Annotated in this window: 20 protein-coding genes; 11 read left to right on the forward strand and 9 right to left on the reverse strand. The window is 34.9% G+C overall.

Annotated features, from left to right (window positions below; genetic code table 11):
• Window positions 1-44 precede the first annotated feature (44 nt).
• The 4 genes from DRF65_RS07440 (at window position 45) to rimM (ending at window position 2594) form a co-directional block, all read left to right on the forward strand.
• Window positions 45-557: a nitroreductase family protein gene (locus tag DRF65_RS07440; protein WP_115970130.1), complete on the forward strand. Its 513-nt coding sequence runs from the start codon at window positions 45-47 to the stop codon at window positions 555-557.
• Window positions 558-568: 11 nt separating this feature from the next.
• Complete coding sequence (locus DRF65_RS07445; protein ID WP_165852189.1) at window positions 569-1375, forward strand: WG repeat-containing protein; 807 nt, start codon at window positions 569-571, stop codon at window positions 1373-1375.
• 107 nt (window positions 1376-1482) lie between these two features.
• Window positions 1483-2037, forward strand: a complete 555-nt coding sequence (locus DRF65_RS07450; RefSeq protein ID WP_115970132.1) for a 30S ribosomal protein S16 — start codon at window positions 1483-1485, stop codon at window positions 2035-2037.
• A gap of 14 nt (window positions 2038-2051) precedes the next feature.
• Entirely contained in the window at window positions 2052-2594 is a 543-nt protein-coding gene (gene rimM / locus DRF65_RS07455; RefSeq protein ID WP_115970133.1) for a ribosome maturation factor RimM, read from the forward strand.
• Window positions 2595-2663: 69 nt separating this feature from the next.
• On the opposite strand, the gene DRF65_RS07460 is transcribed toward rimM, so the two are convergent.
• The 7 genes from DRF65_RS07460 to DRF65_RS07490 form a co-directional block, all read right to left on the reverse strand.
• Window positions 2664-4316, reverse strand: coding sequence for a serine hydrolase domain-containing protein (locus DRF65_RS07460; RefSeq protein ID WP_115970134.1), 1653 nt, complete (start codon window positions 4314-4316; stop codon window positions 2664-2666).
• A gap of 85 nt (window positions 4317-4401) precedes the next feature.
• Entirely contained in the window at window positions 4402-5316 is a 915-nt protein-coding gene (locus DRF65_RS07465) for a helix-turn-helix domain-containing protein (protein WP_115970231.1), read from the reverse strand.
• Between the two features lie 100 nt (window positions 5317-5416).
• Window positions 5417-6256 (reverse strand): SDR family NAD(P)-dependent oxidoreductase, encoded by an 840-nt coding sequence (locus DRF65_RS07470; protein ID WP_115970135.1) that lies wholly within the window; start codon window positions 6254-6256, stop codon window positions 5417-5419.
• Between the two features lie 120 nt (window positions 6257-6376).
• Entirely contained in the window at window positions 6377-7183 is an 807-nt protein-coding gene (locus DRF65_RS07475) for a helix-turn-helix domain-containing protein (protein ID WP_115970136.1), read from the reverse strand.
• Window positions 7180-8109, reverse strand: coding sequence for a helix-turn-helix domain-containing protein (locus tag DRF65_RS07480; protein WP_115970137.1), 930 nt, complete (start codon window positions 8107-8109; stop codon window positions 7180-7182). The genes DRF65_RS07475 and DRF65_RS07480 overlap by 4 nt, the downstream gene beginning before the upstream one ends.
• Before the next feature lie 91 nt (window positions 8110-8200).
• Entirely contained in the window at window positions 8201-9196 is a 996-nt protein-coding gene (locus DRF65_RS07485; RefSeq protein WP_115970138.1) for a hypothetical protein, read from the reverse strand.
• Window positions 9197-9203: 7 nt separating this feature from the next.
• Window positions 9204-12038, reverse strand: coding sequence for a hypothetical protein (locus tag DRF65_RS07490; RefSeq protein ID WP_115970139.1), 2835 nt, complete (start codon window positions 12036-12038; stop codon window positions 9204-9206).
• Window positions 12039-12403: 365 nt separating this feature from the next.
• On the opposite strand from DRF65_RS07490, the gene DRF65_RS07495 reads away from it, so the two are divergent.
• The 7 genes from DRF65_RS07495 (at window position 12404) to rpoN (ending at window position 19936) form a co-directional block, all read left to right on the forward strand.
• Window positions 12404-13054: an LA_2272 family surface repeat-containing protein gene (locus DRF65_RS07495; protein ID WP_115970140.1), complete on the forward strand. Its 651-nt coding sequence runs from the start codon at window positions 12404-12406 to the stop codon at window positions 13052-13054.
• Window positions 13051-13713: an LA_2272 family surface repeat-containing protein gene (locus tag DRF65_RS07500; RefSeq protein ID WP_115970141.1), complete on the forward strand. Its 663-nt coding sequence runs from the start codon at window positions 13051-13053 to the stop codon at window positions 13711-13713. Before DRF65_RS07495 ends, DRF65_RS07500 begins: the two co-directional genes overlap by 4 nt.
• An 11-nt stretch (window positions 13714-13724) precedes the next feature.
• Window positions 13725-14324, forward strand: coding sequence for a CDP-alcohol phosphatidyltransferase family protein (locus DRF65_RS07505; protein ID WP_115970142.1), 600 nt, complete (start codon window positions 13725-13727; stop codon window positions 14322-14324).
• Window positions 14325-14684: 360 nt separating this feature from the next.
• Window positions 14685-15674, forward strand: coding sequence for a terpene synthase family protein (locus DRF65_RS07510; protein WP_115970143.1), 990 nt, complete (start codon window positions 14685-14687; stop codon window positions 15672-15674).
• Window positions 15675-15732: 58 nt separating this feature from the next.
• A complete protein-coding gene (locus DRF65_RS07515) occupies window positions 15733-16728 on the forward strand; it encodes a terpene synthase family protein (protein WP_115970144.1) in 996 nt (331 codons plus the stop codon).
• Between the two features lie 136 nt (window positions 16729-16864).
• Window positions 16865-18313, forward strand: coding sequence for an asparagine--tRNA ligase (asnS, locus tag DRF65_RS07520; RefSeq protein ID WP_115970145.1), 1449 nt, complete (start codon window positions 16865-16867; stop codon window positions 18311-18313).
• 159 nt (window positions 18314-18472) lie between these two features.
• On the forward strand, window positions 18473-19936 hold the full coding sequence (rpoN, locus tag DRF65_RS07525; RefSeq protein WP_115970146.1) for an RNA polymerase factor sigma-54: 1464 nt from the start codon (window positions 18473-18475) through the stop codon (window positions 19934-19936).
• Window positions 19937-20019: 83 nt separating this feature from the next.
• Here rpoN and DRF65_RS07530 read toward each other — a convergent pair whose 3' ends face one another.
• Window positions 20020-20388: a cysteine peptidase family C39 domain-containing protein gene (locus tag DRF65_RS07530; RefSeq protein ID WP_115970147.1), complete on the reverse strand. Its 369-nt coding sequence runs from the start codon at window positions 20386-20388 to the stop codon at window positions 20020-20022.
• Between the two features lie 15 nt (window positions 20389-20403).
• Window positions 20404-21639 carry a DUF6625 family protein gene (locus DRF65_RS07535; RefSeq protein ID WP_115970148.1) on the reverse strand — a complete coding sequence of 412 codons (1236 nt, stop codon included), beginning with the start codon at window positions 21637-21639 and terminating at the stop codon, window positions 20404-20406.
• Between the last annotated feature and the right edge of the window lies 1 nt (window position 21640).

Raw genomic sequence — 21640 nt, forward strand, 5'->3', positions numbered from 1 at the left:
TCTATTCTCCCGGAAATTAACTTACATGTTGTATTTTTGCTTCTATGAACAAAGCAGAAGTTTTAAAAGAAATCATAGAGCAAAGAAGAAGTATTTTTCCGAAAGATTATACTGATGCAGAAATTTCTCAGGAGGTTATTGATGAAATTTTACATTCAGCAACTTTGGCTCCCAATCATAAGCGTACTAAGCCTTGGCGTTTCAAAATATTCAAAGGAGAGGAAAAGGCAAAACTGGCTTCAGAGATGCAGGCTATCTATAAAACCACTCAACCTGAGCAGCTATTCCTTGAGAAAAAATATAATGATATAGGGTTTAAAATCAATAAAGCCAATGTAGTTGTTTCTATTGTAGTGAACTTTAGCGGAATGGTTCCCGAATGGGAAGAAATTGCTGCTACCTCTATGGCAGTACAAAATATGTATCTGAGTTGTACGGCTAATAACATCGGCTGTTACTGGAGTTCTCCTAAAATTGTTGACCATTTGAAAGAATCTTTGACGATAGAGGAAAATCAGAAATGTCTGGGACTTTTCTATATGGGAAGATTAGATTAACTGAATTTTTTATGGTTAAAAAATTATTTCTTGTCTTGTTTGGAGCAATGATATGTAAACCTGTTTCTGCCCAGATTCCTATATCTGTGCCTAATTTCAATACCTACCAATTTTCAGAAGGAAGCAAGCTAGGAATCAGGAATAGGGAAGGGGTATTGTTGAAAGCTGAATATGACCAGGTTTGGGAACAAGGTAAAGACCGTTACAGCCTTACAATATCTGGAAAGACTAACGTTTTTTATTTGGATAAAGTTATTTTGCCAACTGCGGTGGATGAAGTGAACTTTATATCAGATGATACCTTCGTATCGGTTGATAAGGGAGAAAAATCCATTTACGTTCTTGATACTGATAACCAATATAAACTTGCCTTAAAAACAAAAAACAATCTTGTTGTGAACAATGGTTTTACGCTTGTTTTAAGTGACAGCTCAGGAAAGAAGACTTTTTATTTTAAGAATGGAGCATCTTTAACAGATAAATATTCTTATCCCAATATTTATAATAATGTGATAATGGCATCCATAGACCGTAAATGGGGATTGATAAAGGATGGAAGAGAAATAACACCGTTTATGTATGATTCTATAGACACTATCGGACGCTTTTATAAACAGAGAAGTGGTCAAGGATATCTGTTGCGTTATAAAACAGCAAAATATTTTATTGTAGGACTCAATCAAAAGTTTGGAATCATAAATGTTGAAGGTAAGACTGTACTTCCTATTCAGTATGATGAGATTGTTCTGGATGAGGAAACCAATATCTATACCCTTCGTTTGAACAACAGGGAAGAGACCTTTGACGGAAACAAATAAGAAAAGGTAGAAAAACTTACATTTTTAGATTGTTAGATTAGAATTTTTATTTATCTTTGCACTCTTAAATATTTAACTGGGACGAGTTCCCATAAAATTCAAACATTATGTCAGTAAAAATCAGATTACAAAGACACGGTAAAAAAGGAAAACCTTTTTTCCACATCGTGGTTGCAGATTCTAGAGCTAGAAGAGATGGTAGATTCATCGAAAAACTAGGAACTTATAACCCAATTACTAACCCAGCAACTATCGAGTTGAACGTTGATTCTGCTGTACAGTGGTTAAACAACGGTGCTCAGCCTACTGATACTGCTAGAGCTATTTTATCTTACAAAGGTGCTCTTTACAAAAAACACTTACAAGGTGGTGTTGCTAAAGGAGCTTTTGATCAAGCTGAAGCTGAAAAAAGATTTAATACTTGGTTAGAAACTAAAGAATCTAAAGTGCAAGGTAAAGTTGACGGTTTAGCAACTGCTAAATCTGATGCTAAAAAAGCTGCTTTAGAAGCTGAAGTAAAAGTAAATGAAGCTAGAATCGCTGCTGCTGCACAAGCTGATGCTGATGCTAAAGCTGCTTTAGAAGCTGCAAATGCACCTGCTGAAGAAGTTGCTACAGAAGGAGAAGCTGCTGCTGAAACTGAAGAAAACACTGAAGCTTAAGAACATTTCCGGTTATGCGTAAAGAAGATTGCTATTTGTTGGGGAAAATAACACGCAGACATGGACTTGCGGGCAACGTTATTCTTAAATTGGATACCGACCAGCCTGAGCTTTACAATAAATTGGAATCAATATTCGTTGAAATCAACGGATTATTGGTTCCATTTTTTATTGAAAAATCATCATGGAGCAAATTAGATGCTCTGAATCTTGCATTCAAAAACTCTTCTGAAGCAATGGTAGACCAGGTTTTAGGCAAAAGTGTTTATCTTCCTCTGGCTTCATTACCTAAACTTTCAGGAAAACAATTCTATTACCACGAAATCATCGGATTTGAAATTTTTGATGAAAATGATAACAACTGTGGGGTGATCAGATCTGTAAATGATCAGACGGCTCAGGTGTATTTCGTTACCAATCTGGACGGAAAAGAAGTGGTAATTCCTATGATCAAAGACTGGATTCTTGAAGTTGACAGAGACGAAAGAACAATCAAAATGGAACTTCCTGAAGGTCTTATTGATGTTTTTCTGGTTCCTTCTAAGAAAGACGAATAACTCTGTTTGTTGCTGTAGCAGTCATTCCGTCTCATTTATTATTTTCTTTCTATCATTATTTTTTTGAAATTATTCATTACCCATCATTAAGGCAGGTAAAAGATATTCTTCTACTATTTTGTCAGCCTGTGAATGAGCGTAAGGCTTATTATATGCTGTAGCTGTAATAACCATCACAACTGGTATATCTACAAATACAATAATCTTGTTTCCGCCATTCCCGCTACACTGGTAAGCTTCCAGATTTTTGTTTCCTATTTTATAAATTTTCCTCCAGAACAAATATCCATAACCTTCAAAATCTTTGTTATCTGTGAAGTAATTCGTGAAAGATTTCTTTATCCAATTCATATTTAAGATCGTTTTTCCATTCCAGATCCCATTATTTTTATATAATTGTCCGAATTTTGCAAAATCTAGGGCTCTCATCCGCAGACCACCTGCTAAAGAAGGCTTTTGCTGAGGAGTAAACTGCCATTTGTAGTTTTTGATTCCAAGAGGCTGAAATAATTTTTGATCAGCATACTCTTTCAGTCCTTTGGGAAGTGACTTATCTAAAATATCACCTGTTACTACAACTCCAGAGGTAAAATAATTCCAGTTTTTCCCGATTTTATTTTCAGTCATAGGTAAGTTCAGGGTAAATTTTACCCAATTATCGGTAGGGTACATATTTTCTTCGTTTCCTGGAGATTCAGAGTCCTGATCATTCCCCTCAAAACCGGAGCTCATCGTTAACAGGCTTTTGATGGTAACACTATCTTTTCGGGATGAGTAATTTTCAAATGATTTTAAATCATAGAATTCCTTCAGATTTTGATATTCGTTTTTAATAAATCCTTCTTGGATAGCGATTCCCATCAATGCAGAAGCAAATGTTTTTCCAACCGAACGTGTATCCTGCAAAGAGTCTCTTCCGGACCCATTGAAATATTCTTCCAGAAGAAGCTTTCCGTTTTTAATAACAACAATGCTGGTGATATTTTTGAATCTTTCTTCTGCAATTTTTTTATTCAGATTTCTGATCGTTTCAGTATTCAATTTTTCCTTAGAGATTTTCCATTCGTGGTTAGGTTGAATAAGTTGAACAGCTGTCTGTTGCTCTGAAATATTTTTTTGAGGAACATTAAGATTGATTTGCCCTTCTGCAATAATAGGTCCTGTAATTATATTTCCTGTATGCAGATAAGGACGAATTTCAATTTTTAAAGCGTGATTTCCGTCTGTCAGTGCATCAATTCCATCGTGACCTCTATAAAAACGCATCCATAAATATCTGCCCCACGAATCTTCATTCTTGCTGCTGAGAAGAGGAATTCTTAATGTGGTTTTCATCTTTTTATTTTCTGGAGTTCCGGCACCTGCATTGAGATTTTCTGTGTAGATCGGTTTTCCATCAACATAGAATGAAAATTGAAAATTTCCTTTTTTAAGAAGTTCTTCTACGGTCCAATTGGGTTCAAGCTGATGAAGATAGTTGATCAGTGAATTGTCAAAAAAAGCATGAATCCCAAGGTCACCATTTTCCTGAAACGTTGAAGAAGTAATAAAATCTGAATCTTTCAGATTTTCAAGGGCAACAGTTTTATTAAGGAAAACAATTTTTCCGGAATATTTTTTCAGAATCGGATTCTCAATTTTTTCAGGATTGACTATATTTTTATTTTGTCCCTGGTAAAGATAGAAGATGAAAATAAAGATCAATAATAGAGCTGGTCTCATAGCAAGAAGTATTTGAACAAAAATAATAAACTTCTTTACAGTAAAATAGAATGAAATTAACATTGCTATTTTATCATCATGTATTCTAATTGAACAGCTTTCTAAATTCTCCCGGTGACTGATTTGTTTTTTGTTTAAACAGCTTACTGAAAGACTGTGGATGCTCAAAACCGAGTTCATATGCAATTTCACTCACGGATAAACTTGTGGTGCTTAAACGTTCTTTGGCAGAATCAATTAATTTATTCTGAATGTGCTGCTGTGTATTTTGCTGCGTATGAAGACGAAGTAAGGTTCCCAGGTAATTGGGTGAAATATTCATCTGCTCAGCTATACATTTTACAGAGGGAATTCCATTTTCTATAAGGTTTCCGCTTTCAAAATATCCGGAGAGAATTTCTTCAAATTTATGGAGCAATTCATGGCTTGATTTTTTTCGGGTAAAAAACTGACGCTCATAAAAACGGTCAGAATAAATCAGCAGTAATTCAAGCTGTGCAATAATCAGTTCCTGTGTAAATTTATCAATGTTCGACTGATATTCACGTTCAATATTTTTAAAAATTTCAACAATTATTTTTTCTTCTTTATCTGAAAGAAAAAGGGCTTCTTTTACCTGGTAGCTGAAGAAATCGTAAGATTTTATTTTTTTTGTTAATGATGTATTCCAAAGAAAATCAGGGTGAATAAGCAATAAAAATCCAGTGGGTTCTACCTGGATATCCTGCCTGATTTCCAGACTTAAAAACTGCTGTGGCGAAACAAAACACAATACTCCCGAATCAAAATCATATTGTTGCTGCCCATAATTGAATTTAGGATTGACATTTTTCTTCAACCCAATTGAATAAAAATTCTGAATCCATTTCAATTCTTCATCTTCCACAATATAATGTACTTTACTGTAATCTATCAGACTGATCAGAGGATGCTCAGGACTGGGGAGACTACAGAAAGCATGAAAATCTGTAATAGAATTAAAACGGACAGGTTGTTTCATCATAGCTAATTTAATTGTTTTTGTAAAAGTATAACGTATTGTTTCAGAAAGATATCAACCCCGCTCAGAACGAACGGAGTTTATCGATATCCTGATGTTACTAAATTGCTGTTGAAACAGTCAGGTTTTCCCATTTTTCAGCATCTTTCTTTAAGATATCAATTTTGTTATTGAGAAGTTCCATCGTTCCTACACCCAATAATAAATGAACAGGGGGATTTTTCTCTTTACTGATCTGGATGAGCACATCAGCTGCTTTTCTGGGGTCATTGGGCTGGTTTCCATTAATTTCATTAAGATGAGCCTGCTCGGAAAGCCTTGCAGCTTCATAAGCCTGAATAGGATTAGCCGGAGTTTTCACAGAGTCTTTCGTTAAAAAATCTGTACGGAAATAACCAGGATAAACAACTGTAGCATGAATTCCAAAATCTTTTACTTCTTCAGCCAGAGCCTCTGTAAATCCCGCAACAGCAAATTTTGTTGAGCAGTAAATTCCCCATCCTGGAAAATTAGCAGAATATCCACCAACAGAAGAAATATTGAAGATGTTTCCTGATCTTTGCTCACGGAGATAGGGCATGGCATTTCTGATCACATTTAAGGTTCCGAAAACATTCACAGCATAATTTTTTCTTGCTTCTTCATCAGTAAGTTCCTCCAAAGTTCCGATTTGTCCGTAGCCGGCATTGTTGACAACTACATCAATTCTGCCGAAATGTTCCACGGTTTTGGCAATCGCGGATTTTATATCATCGTTATCTGTAATGTTGACGCTGAGCGGAAGAAAGTTTTCTGAAGTTTCTCCAATGGTAGAAATGAGGGATTCAACGGTACGGCTGGTAGCAGCAACCTGAAATCCTTCGGATAATAATTTTTTTACCAATTCGAATCCTAAGCCTTTTGAAGCCCCTGTCACGAACCATACTTTTTTTGTTTCCATTTTTAAATAATTTTTTGTTTAAATGATGGTACAAAGATGAAAACTTACCCAAATGAAAATGTAGCCGAATCGGAGAATGATGTATCCAAATCGTGAATGGTAATTTTATTTGGAAAGATTTCAGCGGATTTTCAGGAGATTCCTGTATTTCAATGGTGTGATCCCCATATTTTCTTTGAAACACCGGATGAAATGACTTTGATCTGCAAAACCGCAGTTTAGAGCAATATCCGTCAAAGAAGATGGCGAATTGAGAAGTTTTATCGATTTTTCAATCTTTAGTTTCCGGAGGTATTCTCCCAGATTACAATGGAAATATTTATGAAAATCTCTGCTTAAATGAACAGGATGGATGTTCAACGTTTTAGAAAGCTCAGCCAGATTTAGGGTTTCCGCAACGTTTTCATGTAAGATCTCATTAATCTGACCTACCCACAATGGTTTTCTGTCTTTGATTTCCCTCTCATGGGTTAATTGACTGAAAAGATGCAGCAGTAACTGATTTACAGCCAGTTCGAAAGATGTAGTATTGGTTTTTGTTTCTTTAAAGATCTGATGTATCAATAATTTGAAGGCAGGATTTTTTATATTGAAACTTCCTTCAACTTTGTTTTTCTGAATGTCAAACCGTTCCAACCAATTTTGAGTGATTTCGATGTGGAAGCCTCTGGTAAAAATATCCGGTTTAATATTATAGTGTGGATCTTCCCAGTGATGATACAATAATGTTCCGGCTGAGCATCCGTATGTTTCTTTTTTGTTTCCCTCTGTCATACTGCCCTGAAGGAGAAAAGTAAAGTAAGCATTTTCATGATAATGCCAGTCTACATAAGGATGGGTATATTCCGTATCAGTGATAATTAATCCTTCTAAATTGATCATTTGATTGGTTTCCCCAAAATATTCGCCGTTACAAAGACTGTTCATGATAGATTTTGTTTTAACCGGTCAATTTGTTCATACATTTTATTAAAGAACATTTTCCTTTCTCTGTTTCCGGATTCATTCAAAGATTTTGAGTTTTTAATCTGATGCTCAAAATAGCTCAGTGAATCTTCACAGGTTATTTTATCATTGGTCATCATATATCCAAACATACTGAATGGGATAAAAAAGGAACATTGCTGTTCATTCTTAAATAAAATACTATTATTCAAAATTACTAAATCATTGACATATATCTGGAAATTAGTTTTTTCCAAAGTTTTATTTTCCAATCGTTCGAGTAATCTTCTTAAATCATCAAGGATCAGGTCAGCATCATTTTTTTTCAACAATCCCATTTCATAATAAAACGAAATTTGCCTCAAAGCGCTCATAATCGTAGTGTCATTCCATATTTCAGTTACATTTTGTTTGCCGTAAAGGTCTTTCAGCATTTCATTTTTTACAGAATGATATTCCATATTAAACTCGTGAAAAGGACTTAAAAACTTATCCTGATTCAGTAAATTCATCCATACATAAAACTTAAAACGGGACAAAACAGAATCTGAAATGGTATAGAAAAACGGAATATCCTTAGCTGAATAATAGACTTTGGAGTTGGTAATATCCTGAAAAACGTTTAGAATTTTAAGAGAGTTTTCAAAGTAATTCAAAAGATCATCAGTAGTTCTTACCGGCTGTGTTCTCTGAACGACCAATTGATTTTCCGTTCCCAGAAACTGATCCAATGATATTTGATAATATCTGGCAAGCTCAAGCGCTTCCTCAAAGCTGAATTTGGCCTTCAGTGAAGTCCTTCTATGGGCTGCATCATAGCTTATATTAAGAATATTGGCAATCTCATCATTCAAAGATTTATTACCAATTTTTCTCCGGATTTCTTTTAGTAAAGCTTCCTGATGCATGGCCTTGTGATTTTCACAAATGTAATATTTTTTATTTTCTTATACCTACTATTGAGGGGAATGTGTAGATAATTTCAAATAAACTAAACTTTCATAAACCTTTGGTTAATCCCGGATGCCTGGAAAGGCACTTTGAGTACCATGGAGTATTTAATAATGCCGTAGCTGTTTTTTCTTCAGTAATTTTATACAAAACATTTTTGCTGTAATGGTAATCGGCATATTCGTTAACCGGTTTACCATTTACTTTTGCTGGGATACCTGCTATTTTCGCCATTATGCCTGTTGTATTTTTTAAAACGTTGAAATAGTTGTTGATTTGGTTAACCCACAGATCTATTATCATTTGTCTGAGATTTCCGTATTTATCGAGCAAATTAAATTCGCACGCCGAGCTTCTTTCAAATGCAGCAGTTTCAATATACCACAAGTTTACCGAATGGTCAAACCCGATAGCCCATGACCTTCTTCCTGCTAAAAAATGACGTTGGTTAACATCAATGATATTGTTTATGATCTCAAAGGCCTTTGCCTTATCTATTATACCCAGAGAAGATGCTATTTTGGTTAAATTTGAAAACAAATCAAATTCCTGTTTTTCAATCCATTCCCGTTTTAAAGTAGTAGCGAAAAGACTCAGGGAATCTGATGCTTTTTCTATGGCCACCCAGTCTGTATGGATTACTGCTGTTAAAAAATCCAATTGGGGAAGATCAGGGAATACCTTAATGGTTCCCCCCATTTGAAATGCAATGGTTTCTTTTGAGTTAAATTTATATTTTCCTGTGGTTGCTTTTGCAACATTTGATACCGAAAATATGGCACAAAAATTTTCCAACAAATGCTTATTCATCTTTATAATCTGATCCTGGGAAGGATTGGAAATATAGCTGAAGTATCCCCTGAAATGATTCCCGTGAAATTTGCCCACTCCTTCATACACGTTTTTTTCCGTAAATTCTCCTAGCTTCCCTTTTGGTGGAGGAACCATAGAAAGTGGTTTGGGAGTGGTCTGGTACGTGGGAGCTGCATTGGTAGCAGCTCCTGAATACCCTCCTTTCGGATTTGCGAATGTATTGTAGCCCATAATCTGTTTATTCTGAACAATTTTTTAATGGATAACTTGGCAAGCATTTAGACTTATCCCGTAAGAAAGTTAAAGTGGTTGGCGTAATAAATTCCCAGGGAGCACCTATAAAAACAGCTCCCGTAGACCACTTAAGGCCAGATGCTGTAGTTCTTTCGTAGTTTCGATCGATCGTGATCAACCAGGAAGTGTGTGCAGATACCGATGTATCTTCTGTAATGCTTACGATTCTGTACACTTTGCAGTCTATTACTATCTCCCTGTCAATATCGGCATTGATTCTTAATGCACTTACTCCCGGACCGTAATAATCCCAATAATGATCAGTATTGCTCAGCACTACAATATTTGAGGCATTGGTTACACTCAGCGCTCCCTCTCTGTCTGAATAAAAGTTTTCTTTTTGTTCCTTTATTTCCTGGGCAATGGAAACATAATGTGGATCATTAGGTAATGGAAGAATACCTGTACCACCCCAAATTTCCCCGTAAGCTATAAAATGAGAAACATAATCGAAATATCCGTCTCTTATAGGAACCATAACCCTACAGCTTCCGGCTTCTAAAAACTTTTTAAAGATCAGATCATTGGATTCTTCTTTCAGTTTTTCGGACCAGCTGCATTTCTTTCCCCAAAAGTAAGGGTAGAAAATATAAGTAATCAGATTCCAATTAAAAGCTTGCTCAAAAAACTGGATAAATCTCCCTTGCTGTTCTGCTTCCTTAATATTCATTTCGGGATATCCACATGGCTCAACTCTGTTTTTCATGGCATCAAACCTGTCAAAAAACTGGCATGAAATATAACTGATGACCATTCTTTTCAATTCAGCCTTTTCCGTTTCTCTGTTAATGAATGGATTTTTGTTGTAGCGCTCTTTTTTCAGTTCTTCTTCTTTCAGTTCAAATTCTTCTTTGGCTTTTTGATAGTCAGCAAATTCTTTATTGTACTTTTCCATTGCTTTATTATAAACTTCGGTAATTTTGGAGAAAACTGCCGTTTGCCATTGTTCCTTGACATCGTCTTTTAATTTGCATCTTACGATCAGATCCCATTTAAAATTTGTGACGTCCCAGGCATGCACATTTACCATTTGCGTACCTTCTATGGACGGTAATGGTACCGTATTTCCGAGATTATTCAGTCCTCTGTCCTGATGCCACATGCTGTCGCCGTTAGGTCCTAAGCTCGCGTTAATAGAAACCCCGCCGCCTTCATTATAATTCAGGCGAATATTAACCACACGCATGCTGATTCCTGCATAACCGGAAGGAATGTTGCAGGGAAATGCTGAGGTCCATGACCCGGATTTATTGTTTTTGCCTTTCGGATCACCCGGTTCGCCTTCCAGGGGGACTATAGTTTCTATGAAAAAATCCGGAGGAGCAGGTACATCTTTAAGTCCGTACTTGGAAATCAGGGATTTGTAATTTTCCGGGGTAATCATTTCCTGCTTAATATCGGGAGCGACAGGCTTTACAGGTATTGTTCCCTGGAATTTAGTTTCGAAAAGCCTTTTGTATAAAGAAGCAGGTTCAGGTAAAACCAGATCAATCACGGCCTTTCTTCCATAGTTATAAACCTGTGCTCTTGATAATTTATTTACATAGAGATACTGTCCTGAAATATTGCCTCCGCTGACATTATTGAAAGAGTGCTCATTGATTTCCTCTGTCTCGAAAAGTCTTTTAGTGGAAATCAGTTTTCTTACTTTTTCTTCAACCTGTTTGGTAGCACGGTCAATAACCTCTTTGGAAGAGTTGACGATCTCTTTATTCGTTAATGATTTGGCTTGGTTATTACTGTACTTGGAATCTGCCTGTAATTTATAGGTTCCCCAGTCTGCATTGGCAGTAACTCCCGCCTCAAAAGCTGAATCTTGTTTTACGATATTTTCGGTCTCTTTCTGTAGAGAGGCTTTATCTTCGGTTTGCAGATATTTTTCTTCAAACTGTCTTATTTCTTCTTCGGTTTCCACAAGTTCTTCCGTTCTTTCCAGGCGTCTGTGTTTAGTGGTTAGCTCTTCTCCTTCCAACACATTTTTTATATAAGATAAATCTCCTGCCTGATAAGATTTTGTATAGTCTTTAACAATCATCAAATCAATAATGTCAATTCTGGGTTTGGCACAGCATTTACTTTGTGGTACACAGTCATCATTTACTTTACATGTGCATTTTTCATTGATGCAGCCCGGAATCTTGGTTTCAGCGAGAGAGTCCTTCACATTCAAAAAAGGAAATTCGGCAGAGCGTATTTCGGTATTGCACGGATCAAGTTTTAAAAAACAGGAAGGAAGCAAAACCCGTTTGTCAAAATACTTCAAAATATTATAATCCGGCAGCTTCATGTTGAAATCATAGCATCTTTCTACAAAGGTCATCAGGGTAAAAACTGAAAGATAATCCATATTGGAAGGATGGCTTAAATTTTTAAGCTGTGACAAGCACAAAATTGTATCGGAAATTGCCGTTCTTTGTGTAAAATAGAGACTTTTATCTTTTTTATCTTTTGCAAAAACCGTGTCTAACCCGGCTTCCTTAATAGTGCTGTAGATCTTACTTTTATCAGGTGTATTTCGTACCGAACTAAGGCCTTCAATTGCCTTCTTCCATTCTTTACCGAGATCATCTGCTTTTTTTATGGAATCTTTGCTTTGTAAAAACTGTTTCATTTCCATATTGAGTGTGCTTACATTATTTTCCCTGCATAACATCTGCCAGTTTTTAAATCTGTCTGACTGATAGTTTTCGGGATGAGACTGGATGCCAAAGGATTGAGTGTTATTAGGACTTAGCATCTCAACAGCTCTTGTTGTAAAAATTCGTAATAATTCTGACATAATATTTATTTTTTAATATGAAATTAAAATTGGCAAAATGCCTTTTTACTAATTCTATCTGATTGCGCTCACAAAATTTAATTGACAATTGTTTGAATTAAAAATGATATTTGCGACATCTATTGATAGCTATATCAAATATCACAATACCCAAGGGAAGACAAAAGAGAAAAACCCCATAAATTGATTAGGGATTTCCCTGTTTTTTAATGGGGGTTTCCCTGTATGCTTTTACACTGTTGAGCTTTTAAAAGGATTTTTGTTTTGTGATTTTCACAAATTACCTGTTTTTTTTAATTTTTTTTCACATTGAGATTCGCATTTTCTGCTGATAATTTTGAAACATAATTTTAAAATCATGAGCTATGAAAGCACAATTTTTTTTAATACCGATCCTTTTATTCAGTAGTCTTTTCTATGCATCAGATACCATAAAAGTAGATTCTTTAAAACCCAGAGTTTTTGGATTTTCACCTTCAAAAAAGGTGAAAAATATTAATGGAGTTTTATTTAAATATTTTGAAGAAGATGGAAATTTTGCTCCTAAAAAAGTAAACGGATTGGGGATGGGCTTTAATATGATTGGCATTTTTTATCCCTTTTTATTGTTTTTTAATTTGCCCGACGCTTTGAGTAAAGGAAGCCTGAACAATGACTATGAAATTGCCCCTGAAAATAAAATGAATAAGATTAATGGGGTTCAGTTATCATTGGTTAATATGGAACCAACAGTTACGAATGGATTGGAAATTAATGTTTCGAGTAATATGAATACATATGCCGTAACGAATGGACTGGCTGTTTCACCGCTGTATAATCTGCATCATGAAATAATAGGTGTTTCTGTGGCGCCGTTTGCTAATGTTGGGCAAAAATGTAGGGGTCTTCAGATCGGGCTTTACAACAGCTGCAAAGACTTCCGCGGGATTCAGATCGGGGTATGGAACGAAAATGGAAAGCGGAAACTAGCTTTTATCAACTGGAATTTTAAGAAACAAGAAAATAAAGACTTATGAAAACAAAGATTTTAGTTATCTGCTTCTTTTTATTACAGGAAGCAATATACGCACAGGATTCACTTACAGCAGTAAAAAGTAAAATAGTTTCACTGACCCCTTTGAGTACAAAAGTAAAAGAAGTAAATGGAGTTGCCATAGGATTAGGGGGAAGTTTAATAGAAAATCATGCGGGACAAACTCAGAAAATTAATGGGTTAAATCTAGAACCTAACCCTTTAGGATTTCTCATGTGGATGTTTGCTGATCCAGCCAAACAAAGAGAGGATGGGACTTTTCTCATTGTAAACGGACTTACAGTTTCTACTTCAGGATATGGGAAAAAAGTAATTCATCACGGGGTATCCGTTTCTCTTTATAATTATGGGAAAAAAGTAAGCGGTATTTCGGCAGCTGGATGGGCGAACTCTTCAGATCGAGGGAATGGCGTTTTAATTTCCGTAATGGGAAATGACATAGCTGGAATGGAAGGTTTAAGCGTCTCAGCTTTTAATACTTCAGAGAAAATGCAGGGAATGCAGATAGGGATTTATAATTATTCAAATGAAATGAATGGAGTTCAGATAGGTATTATTAACAGATCTAAAAAAATGAAAGGGCTTCAGATTGGAATATGGAACAGAAATGATAAAAGAAGTTTACCCTTAATTAATTTTTAAAAATAATAATCATGAAAAATATACCTTATTTATTGATCTTGTCCCGTTTTATGACAGCATTGGTGATTCTGTATCTGGGATATTTTGTAGGAGAATCAGTTCGCCATTATATTCTGATTCTCATGTATTTTGGTTTGCTGACTGATATTTTTGATGGGATTATTGCCCGTAAAGCTGGTATTTCCTCAGAAAAACTGCGAAGGATGGATAGCCAGACCGATCTTGTTTTCTGGCTCTCATTAGGATTTGCTTCTTATTTTCTGAATCCGGATCTGATTATCAATGAATGGAAAAGCATTCTGCTGATCTTCGTCATGGAAGCATTATGTTATATCGTAAGCATCTGGAAGTTTGGAAAAGAAACCTGTACTCATGCTTTTGTAGCCAAAATGTGGGGATTGAGTCTGTTGCTGACATTTACTTACCTCATAGGTTTTCAGGAAGCAGGCTGGACATTTGATCTTGCTGTCATCTTAGGATTGATTTCGCATATTGATGTCATCCTGATTATTGTATTTCTTCGAAAATGGCAGTATGATGTTCCGAGTTGTTATCATGCTTTGAAAATCAGGAATGGAAAACAGAGAGCAAAGACTGTTTTTTTTAATTAGTAAACTTAGTTTATTATAAAAAAGTAATAGACTTTCTAAGTTCAGGATAAAGCTTTTAAAATTAAAAATGATTACTGATGATCATTTTGGGTAATTGGTTTGGAAGAATTAGTTACAATAAACAATAATGTAAATGGTTAATTCCTCAAATTTTAAGTCTGTGTTGTTGTTTAAAATATGCTATTTTACTGTGTTTTTAAATAGTTTTTTTAATCTATAACATATTGTGTGTTAAAATATTGCATGTATTACAGGAAATAGTATATCTTTTCACTATTATTTGAATTAATATATATGCCTATTGAAAAATAAAAAACTCAATAAAAATAAAAGAACCCAAAACATTAAAAATTTATTACCATGAACACACAGATGCTTTCAAGATTTCAGTATCCGTTTCCCATGCTCAAGAATCCCTATGCTGAGCAATTGCAGGATATTACCGACAACCAATGGATAGATGATGAATACCTTTATTTATATAAGGATGATCCTGATACCAGATATAAGTACAAAAAAACAAAAACAGCACATATTGCCTCACAATGGTTTCCTACTGCAAGCCTGGAACGACTTCGGCCTGTTTGTCGATTTATGCTTTGGACACTTTATAATGATGATATGTATGAAGAAGGAACTCCTCTGGAAATAAAACATGTACACAGACAATCGATTGCAGTATTGAAGGGTGAACTGATTGCAGAAAAAGCAGACATTCCTTTAGCCCCATTGCTTGCTTCATTACGTGAGGAATTGCTTCAGTTTATACCTGATGAATCATTACAACGCTTTATCTCTGCTCTTGATAAATATTTTAAAGGCCTGGAGCAAGAACTTGCCTATAAAGAGAAAAAAGCATTTCCCACTGTTGAGGAATGTATTGCGATCCGAGAAGATTCACTTTGTCTTTTCCCTTTTCTGGAGCTTATGGATCTGGAAACAAAATTACCGCTTCCTGCAGATATTTATAATCATCCTGTAATACAGCGGCTGAAAGCTTTAGCTAGCCGAATGATGGTTTATTATAATGAAGTACAGTCGGTAAGGAAAGATGAAGCAACGGGAAGTATTTATTATAATGTAGTAAAAACAATTCAGCATAACCGCAATATCTCATTGGAAGAAGCTTGCCTGGAAGATTTACGCATTCATGACGAAGACTTGAAGGAATTTATTCATTTGCAAAGGTCTCTTCCTGATTTTGGTGAATGGCATGATGCTGTTGTGAACAGGATACACTATATCAGCATGACATTAAGCGGCTGGAAAAATATTTCCGCCAGAATGGAAAGATACAATACTTTGGAAGGGTTTCCTTCTGTAGAAACAGTAAAAAAGGCAGGTCATTAATTTGCTTAAAATATGTGTGTGAGAAAAATAATAAAATGCTAACCAAAATAGTACAATAATGAATCCATTAGATTATAAATCAAAAGACTATCTTCCTCTCAATTATTATCCATGGCCCAACCTTATGAATCCTCATGTAGAACAAATGGGAAAAGATATGGATGCTTGGATTGATAATGATTATACATTTTTAACCGAATTGCAAAAAATAAGGTATAAGAAAATGAGGCTGCATGCCTGTACAGCTTGTATGTGGCCACATTTAACCTATGAACAAGCTGTTCCCTGTAACAGGTTTATGCTCCAGTACGTTGTGCTTGATGACCAGGTTGAAGACTCACTTCCGGAAGAAGTTGAGTACTTGCGGACTCGATGTACAGCAATACTTAGAGGAGATCAGCCAACTTCTGAAGAAAATGCACTGTATCAGCATATGGCATTAATTAGAGATGAGTTTAAGGCTTTCATGCCTGAAGTCTGGGTGGAACGCTTCATTGAATCCTTCTATATTACTATCAGATATGGTATAGAGCTTGAACACCCTTACAAAACAGCTAATCGACCTCCTTCACTTGCTCTTTTCCAGGTTCTTCGTGAGTATTCGGTTTTAATGTTTCCTTATTTAACATTCGGGGAGATAGAATCCGGCCTTATCTTACCTCCACACATTCTAGAGCATCCTGTAGTAAAGAGAATGATTACCTTGCTGGTTAGAATTATTGCATGGCAAAATGATATTCACTCTTTACCAAAAGAACTGGCAAAAGGAACTGAGATTTTTAATTTAATCTTTGTCCTGCAGCAGGAAAATCAACTTTCATTGCAAGAAGCCAGTGCAGAAGCTCTTCGTATTCACAATAAAGATTTGGAAGAATTACTTGCTTTACAGAATGAATATCGTGAATTTGGTGAATATCAGGAGCACGTGGATCAATTTATATATTATTCTGGAATTGGAATTCAAGGAGTAAATACTTTTTACTTACAAGAAACTGAACGATATAGACATGGTGGAGCAGGGTTTGCCTGGCCAGAAGCAGCAAATGAAAAGTAGGTCTATTAAGTATTAGTTGTTACTTAGTAATTCATAGTTGATAAATGATATTTAAGAATGGTGCAATCATTAAGTTGCGCCATTTTTTTGTAACTTTGCAACCATTAATTTTTATACGAAAATTTATTATCAACAAATGAAAAAGCAAACGATCAAAGAAATCCTGAAGGATTACAAGAAAGTATTACATCATGACATTACAGTTTACGGATGGGTAAGATCATTCCGTGCAAATCGCTTTATAGCTCTTAATGATGGTTCTACGATTAATAATTTGCAGATAGTTGTTGATTTCGAAAATTTTGATGAAGAGATCATCAAAAATATTAGCACAGCTTCTTCTCTTAAAGTAGTTGGTGAAGTAGTGGAAAGTCAGGGAGCAGGACAATCTGTAGAAATTGTTGCTAAAAAGATTATTGTTTTAGGAGATAACTTCACAGAAGAACTTCAGAGTACGATCCTTCAGCCTAAAAAACATAGCCTGGAGAAGCTTCGTGAGCAGGCACATTTGAGATTCAGAACAAACTTATTTGGGGCTGTTTTCAGAGTACGTCATGCAGTAAGTTTTGCAGTTCACTCATTCTTCAACCAAAACCAGTTCTTCTATATCAATACACCGGTAATTACTGGAGCTGATGCAGAAGGTGCAGGAGAGATGTTCGGAGTAACGAATTTTGATCTGAACAATATGCCAAGAACTGAAGAGGGGGAAATTGATTTTGCACAGGATTTCTTTGGTAAGAAAACCAACCTTACGGTTTCCGGACAGCTTGAAGGAGAAACTGCAGCTATGGGATTAGGAAGAATCTATACTTTCGGACCTACTTTCCGTGCAGAGAATTCAAACACAACAAGACACCTTGCAGAATTCTGGATGATTGAACCGGAAGTTGCTTTCAACAACCTTGAAGATAACATTGATCTTGCAGAAGATTTCTTAAAATATGTAATCCAGTATGTATTGGATCACTGTAAAGATGATCTGGAGTTCTTAGACAACCGTTTTGCTGAAGAACAAAAGACAAAACCGGAAAAAGAAAGAGCAAAAGAAGGACTTATCGAGAAACTTGAAAATGTAATTGCTAAACGTTTTAAGCGTGTGAGCTATACAGAGGCTATCGAGATTTTAATGAACTCAAAGGAGAACAAAAAAGGAAAATTTGCTTATCCTGTTGAAAGCTGGGGGACAGATCTTCAGTCTGAGCATGAAAGATTTTTGGTTGAAAAACATTTTGAATGCCCGGTTGTATTGTTTGATTATCCGAAAGAAATCAAAGCTTTCTATATGAAGCTGAATGAAGACAATAAAACGGTTGCTGCAATGGATGTTCTTTTCCCGGGTATCGGTGAAATCATCGGTGGATCTGAAAGAGAAGCAAGATTAGACGTTTTAAAACAGAAAATGGCAGATATGCATGTAGATGAGCACGAACTTTGGTGGTATTTAGACACTAGAAAATTCGGTTCTGTACCGCATGCAGGTTTCGGTTTAGGATTAGAAAGACTAGTTCTTTTTGTAACAGGAATGACAAACATCAGAGATGTAATTCCTTTCCCTAGAACCCCGAAAAGCGCTGAATTCTAGAATTATAAAAAAAAGCCTTAACAATTGTTTAAGGCTTTTTTATTTTTCAATAGTTTATATATGTAAAAAGTATAAAGCAAAAATCATGCTAAATGTATTTTTTGTCAAATAAATTTATTAAATTCGTAGAATATGTTATGTTAAAACGCCAATATTAATATGCTTAAACAACACTTACAACTCAAATTAGGACAGAAGCTGGCCCCTCAGCAGATCCAGTTGATGAAGCTTATTCAGCTTCATACTCTTGAATTTGAAGAGGAGTTGGAGAGAGAGTTAGAAGAAAACCCTGCTTTGGAAATTGTAAAGGAGGATTCTAAGGAAGATGAGTATTCTTCCCTGGAAGATGCTTATCAGGATGAGGGTACAGAAAGCATTGAAACAGATTTCGACGTTAACGAATATCTTTACGACGACGAACCAAGCTATAAAACTGCATCCAGTAACTACTCTCCGGATGATGAAGAATTTGACAATGAAAGCCTTCTGACTGAAGGACAGTCATTATATGATTATCTGACTGAACAGATTCACCTTGTCAATATCAGTGAAGAAGACCTTAAAATTGCGGAATACCTGATCGGTAACCTGGATACAGACGGATATCTGAGAAGAGAGATCAAATCTATTGTGGATGATCTTGCTTTCTCACAGGGAATCTATACCACAAAAGAAAAGGTAGATGATATCCTGGAAAATTATGTTCAGAAATTAGATCCTTCAGGAGTAGGAGCAAGAGGCCTTCAGGAATGTCTATTATTACAGATCGAGAAGAAAGTAAGTTCAGATAAAGCTGTTTCTTTAGCTGCCAATATTCTGAGATATCAGTTTGATGCCTTAACCAATAAGCATTATAACAAAATTATCCAGAAATATGATATTGAAGAAGAAGATCTGAAAGATGCTTTGGACGAAATCTCAAAACTCTCCCCGAAGGTTGGAGGAAATTTTGATACCCAAACCATTACCATCAATCAGGAAATTATCCCGGATTTTGTCATTCAGGTGAAAGATGGGCTGGTCATTCCTATGCTTAACAGTAAAAATGCACCTACATTAAGGGTTTCTGAAGAATACAAAGATATTCTTACTACCTACTCACACGATAAAAATTCTTCTGAGCATAAACAGGCAGCTTTGTTTATTAAACAGAAACTGGATGCTGCCAAATGGTATATTGATGCGATTAATCAGCGTCAGAATACTTTATTACAGACGATTACAGCTATTGTGAAGTTCCAGAAAGATTATTTTATCACAGGTGATGAAAAATCTTTGAAACCGATGATTTTAAAAGATGTGGCAGATATTACCGGATTTGATATCTCTACAATTTCAAGGGTAGTAAAAAGTAAATATGCAGATACTCCCAATGGTATTGTTTATCTTAAGGATCTGTTCTCAGACAGCTTAACGAATGATGATGGGGAAGAGGTTTCCACTAAGGAGATTAAAACCCACCTTCAGGAAGTAATCAGCAAAGAGAATAAGAGAAAACCATTGACAGATGATGCTTTGGTTGTCATTTTAAAAGAACAGGGATATAATATTGCCAGAAGAACGATTGCAAAATATCGTGAACAGCTCAATATTCCGGTTGCAAGGTTAAGAAAAGAATTATAATAACTTGTAATATATCCAACAATATAAAAAGGTGAACATTATTTGTTCACCTTTTGTTTTATACGATTTGATAAGTATACCTATTAAGAAATAAGAAATACAGTATCACTTATTCTTTTGAAGAGGCTGAATGTATTGATCTGTTTTCCAAATTCTTTATTTTCCCAATACACTTTTCCGTCTTTATAATCATTAACCAGAGCAAAACTGCCACCATTGATTTTTAGGAATGCGATAGCAGGAAAGGGCAGTTCCTCCAGCTCTTCATGCTCCAGTTTTACTACCATAGCTTCGATGTCAAAATCATCTTTTAATATATTATAAAAACTGAAAAAGTTGTAATCTTCTACTGGAATATGGTAGTCTTTTATTTTCCTGATTTTTATATTTTGTTGTATAAACTTTTTCAGCAAAAAATTAAAAGAGATTAAGTGGTTATTTTTTTCAATCATAAATGCGGATAGTTTTTAATAGATATAGTATGCATTTTCGCTGATACGGTTTCTGGTATTATTTATACTTATTTTATAAGGAATACTTTCTTCATTTTTAAAATGAAAATCAATCGTACTAATTACCTTTTTACTTTTTCCTATCCACTGATTATCTTTAAGCTTATAAAGAGAAAATTGATTGTAATGAAGAGTTTTTTCTAGTACATTGATAATGATAAGTTTGTTCTGATCTTGCGGATAAAATGTAATATGGGATTTTCCAATTTTATATGATTGTTCTTCAAGAAAATTAATGTGTTGCTTCTGTGGGTAAGAAACAAGCTTCGATTTGAACAATAAAAAACTGTAGTAGATCTGTCTCTTGTTTTCCTTTATTTTTTCTTTTATTTTCTTTAAAGAATAAGTAAACTTATTGAATGAATAATGAATGCCCTGTGGAGAAATTGAAAAATTGCCTTTAAATTTAATCTGATCAATAAAGAAATACGGATTGTCTTTAACATTGATAAGATGAATCAATAGGTATTGCTTTTCAGTTATACTATTAATAATATTTCCTTCTATCCAATGATGAACTACTTCTGAATAGGTGAATTCCTGTACTATATCTTTATGGTAATACTTAATTTCCTTTTGAAGTTCAAGCCTTCTTAAAACAAGAGTAAAGCTTTCAATTTCAGTAGCAATATCTGTAATGTCTTTGGTATGAATAAGGATAAATTCAAAGTTACATTCATCAAAACAAAAATGTCGTCTATTTTCTAAAATATGAGCGTAATCTTTACTCTGTTTAAAAAGATTAATGCATTGCTCATTGTTTCTGAATAAAGTAAAGAATCCCGCAGGATAATTTTTAAGAGGCGATATCACATCATATTTTTTCAGCATTTTCTCGGTAATAAAATATCGGATATTACCAAAAACAATATCAATATCACAATATCCCCAAAAGTCATAATTTTTCAAATACTCCTGAAAAATAAGACCATAAGTAGGTTTAAAATCACATAATTTATAGCCATCTAAAATATTGATGGAAAGGTTCAGTTTTTCACTGGCAATTTTACTGAATTCACTTAGATCTTTGATTTTTATAAAATGAACATTGGCTATATGAAAAGGGGCTTCCAGATTGGTAAATATTAAAAAGTCTACATCCGAATTGTATTGGCAACTGAACAAGAAATGGTCGAAATAGGAGGGCCATCTTTTCCCGAAATAACAGTTTATTAAAGCAATTCTAGTCATT

Origin of the sequence: Chryseobacterium pennae (assembly GCF_003385515.1) — a bacterium.
In the GTDB taxonomy this organism is placed as follows: domain Bacteria; phylum Bacteroidota; class Bacteroidia; order Flavobacteriales; family Weeksellaceae; genus Chryseobacterium; species Chryseobacterium pennae.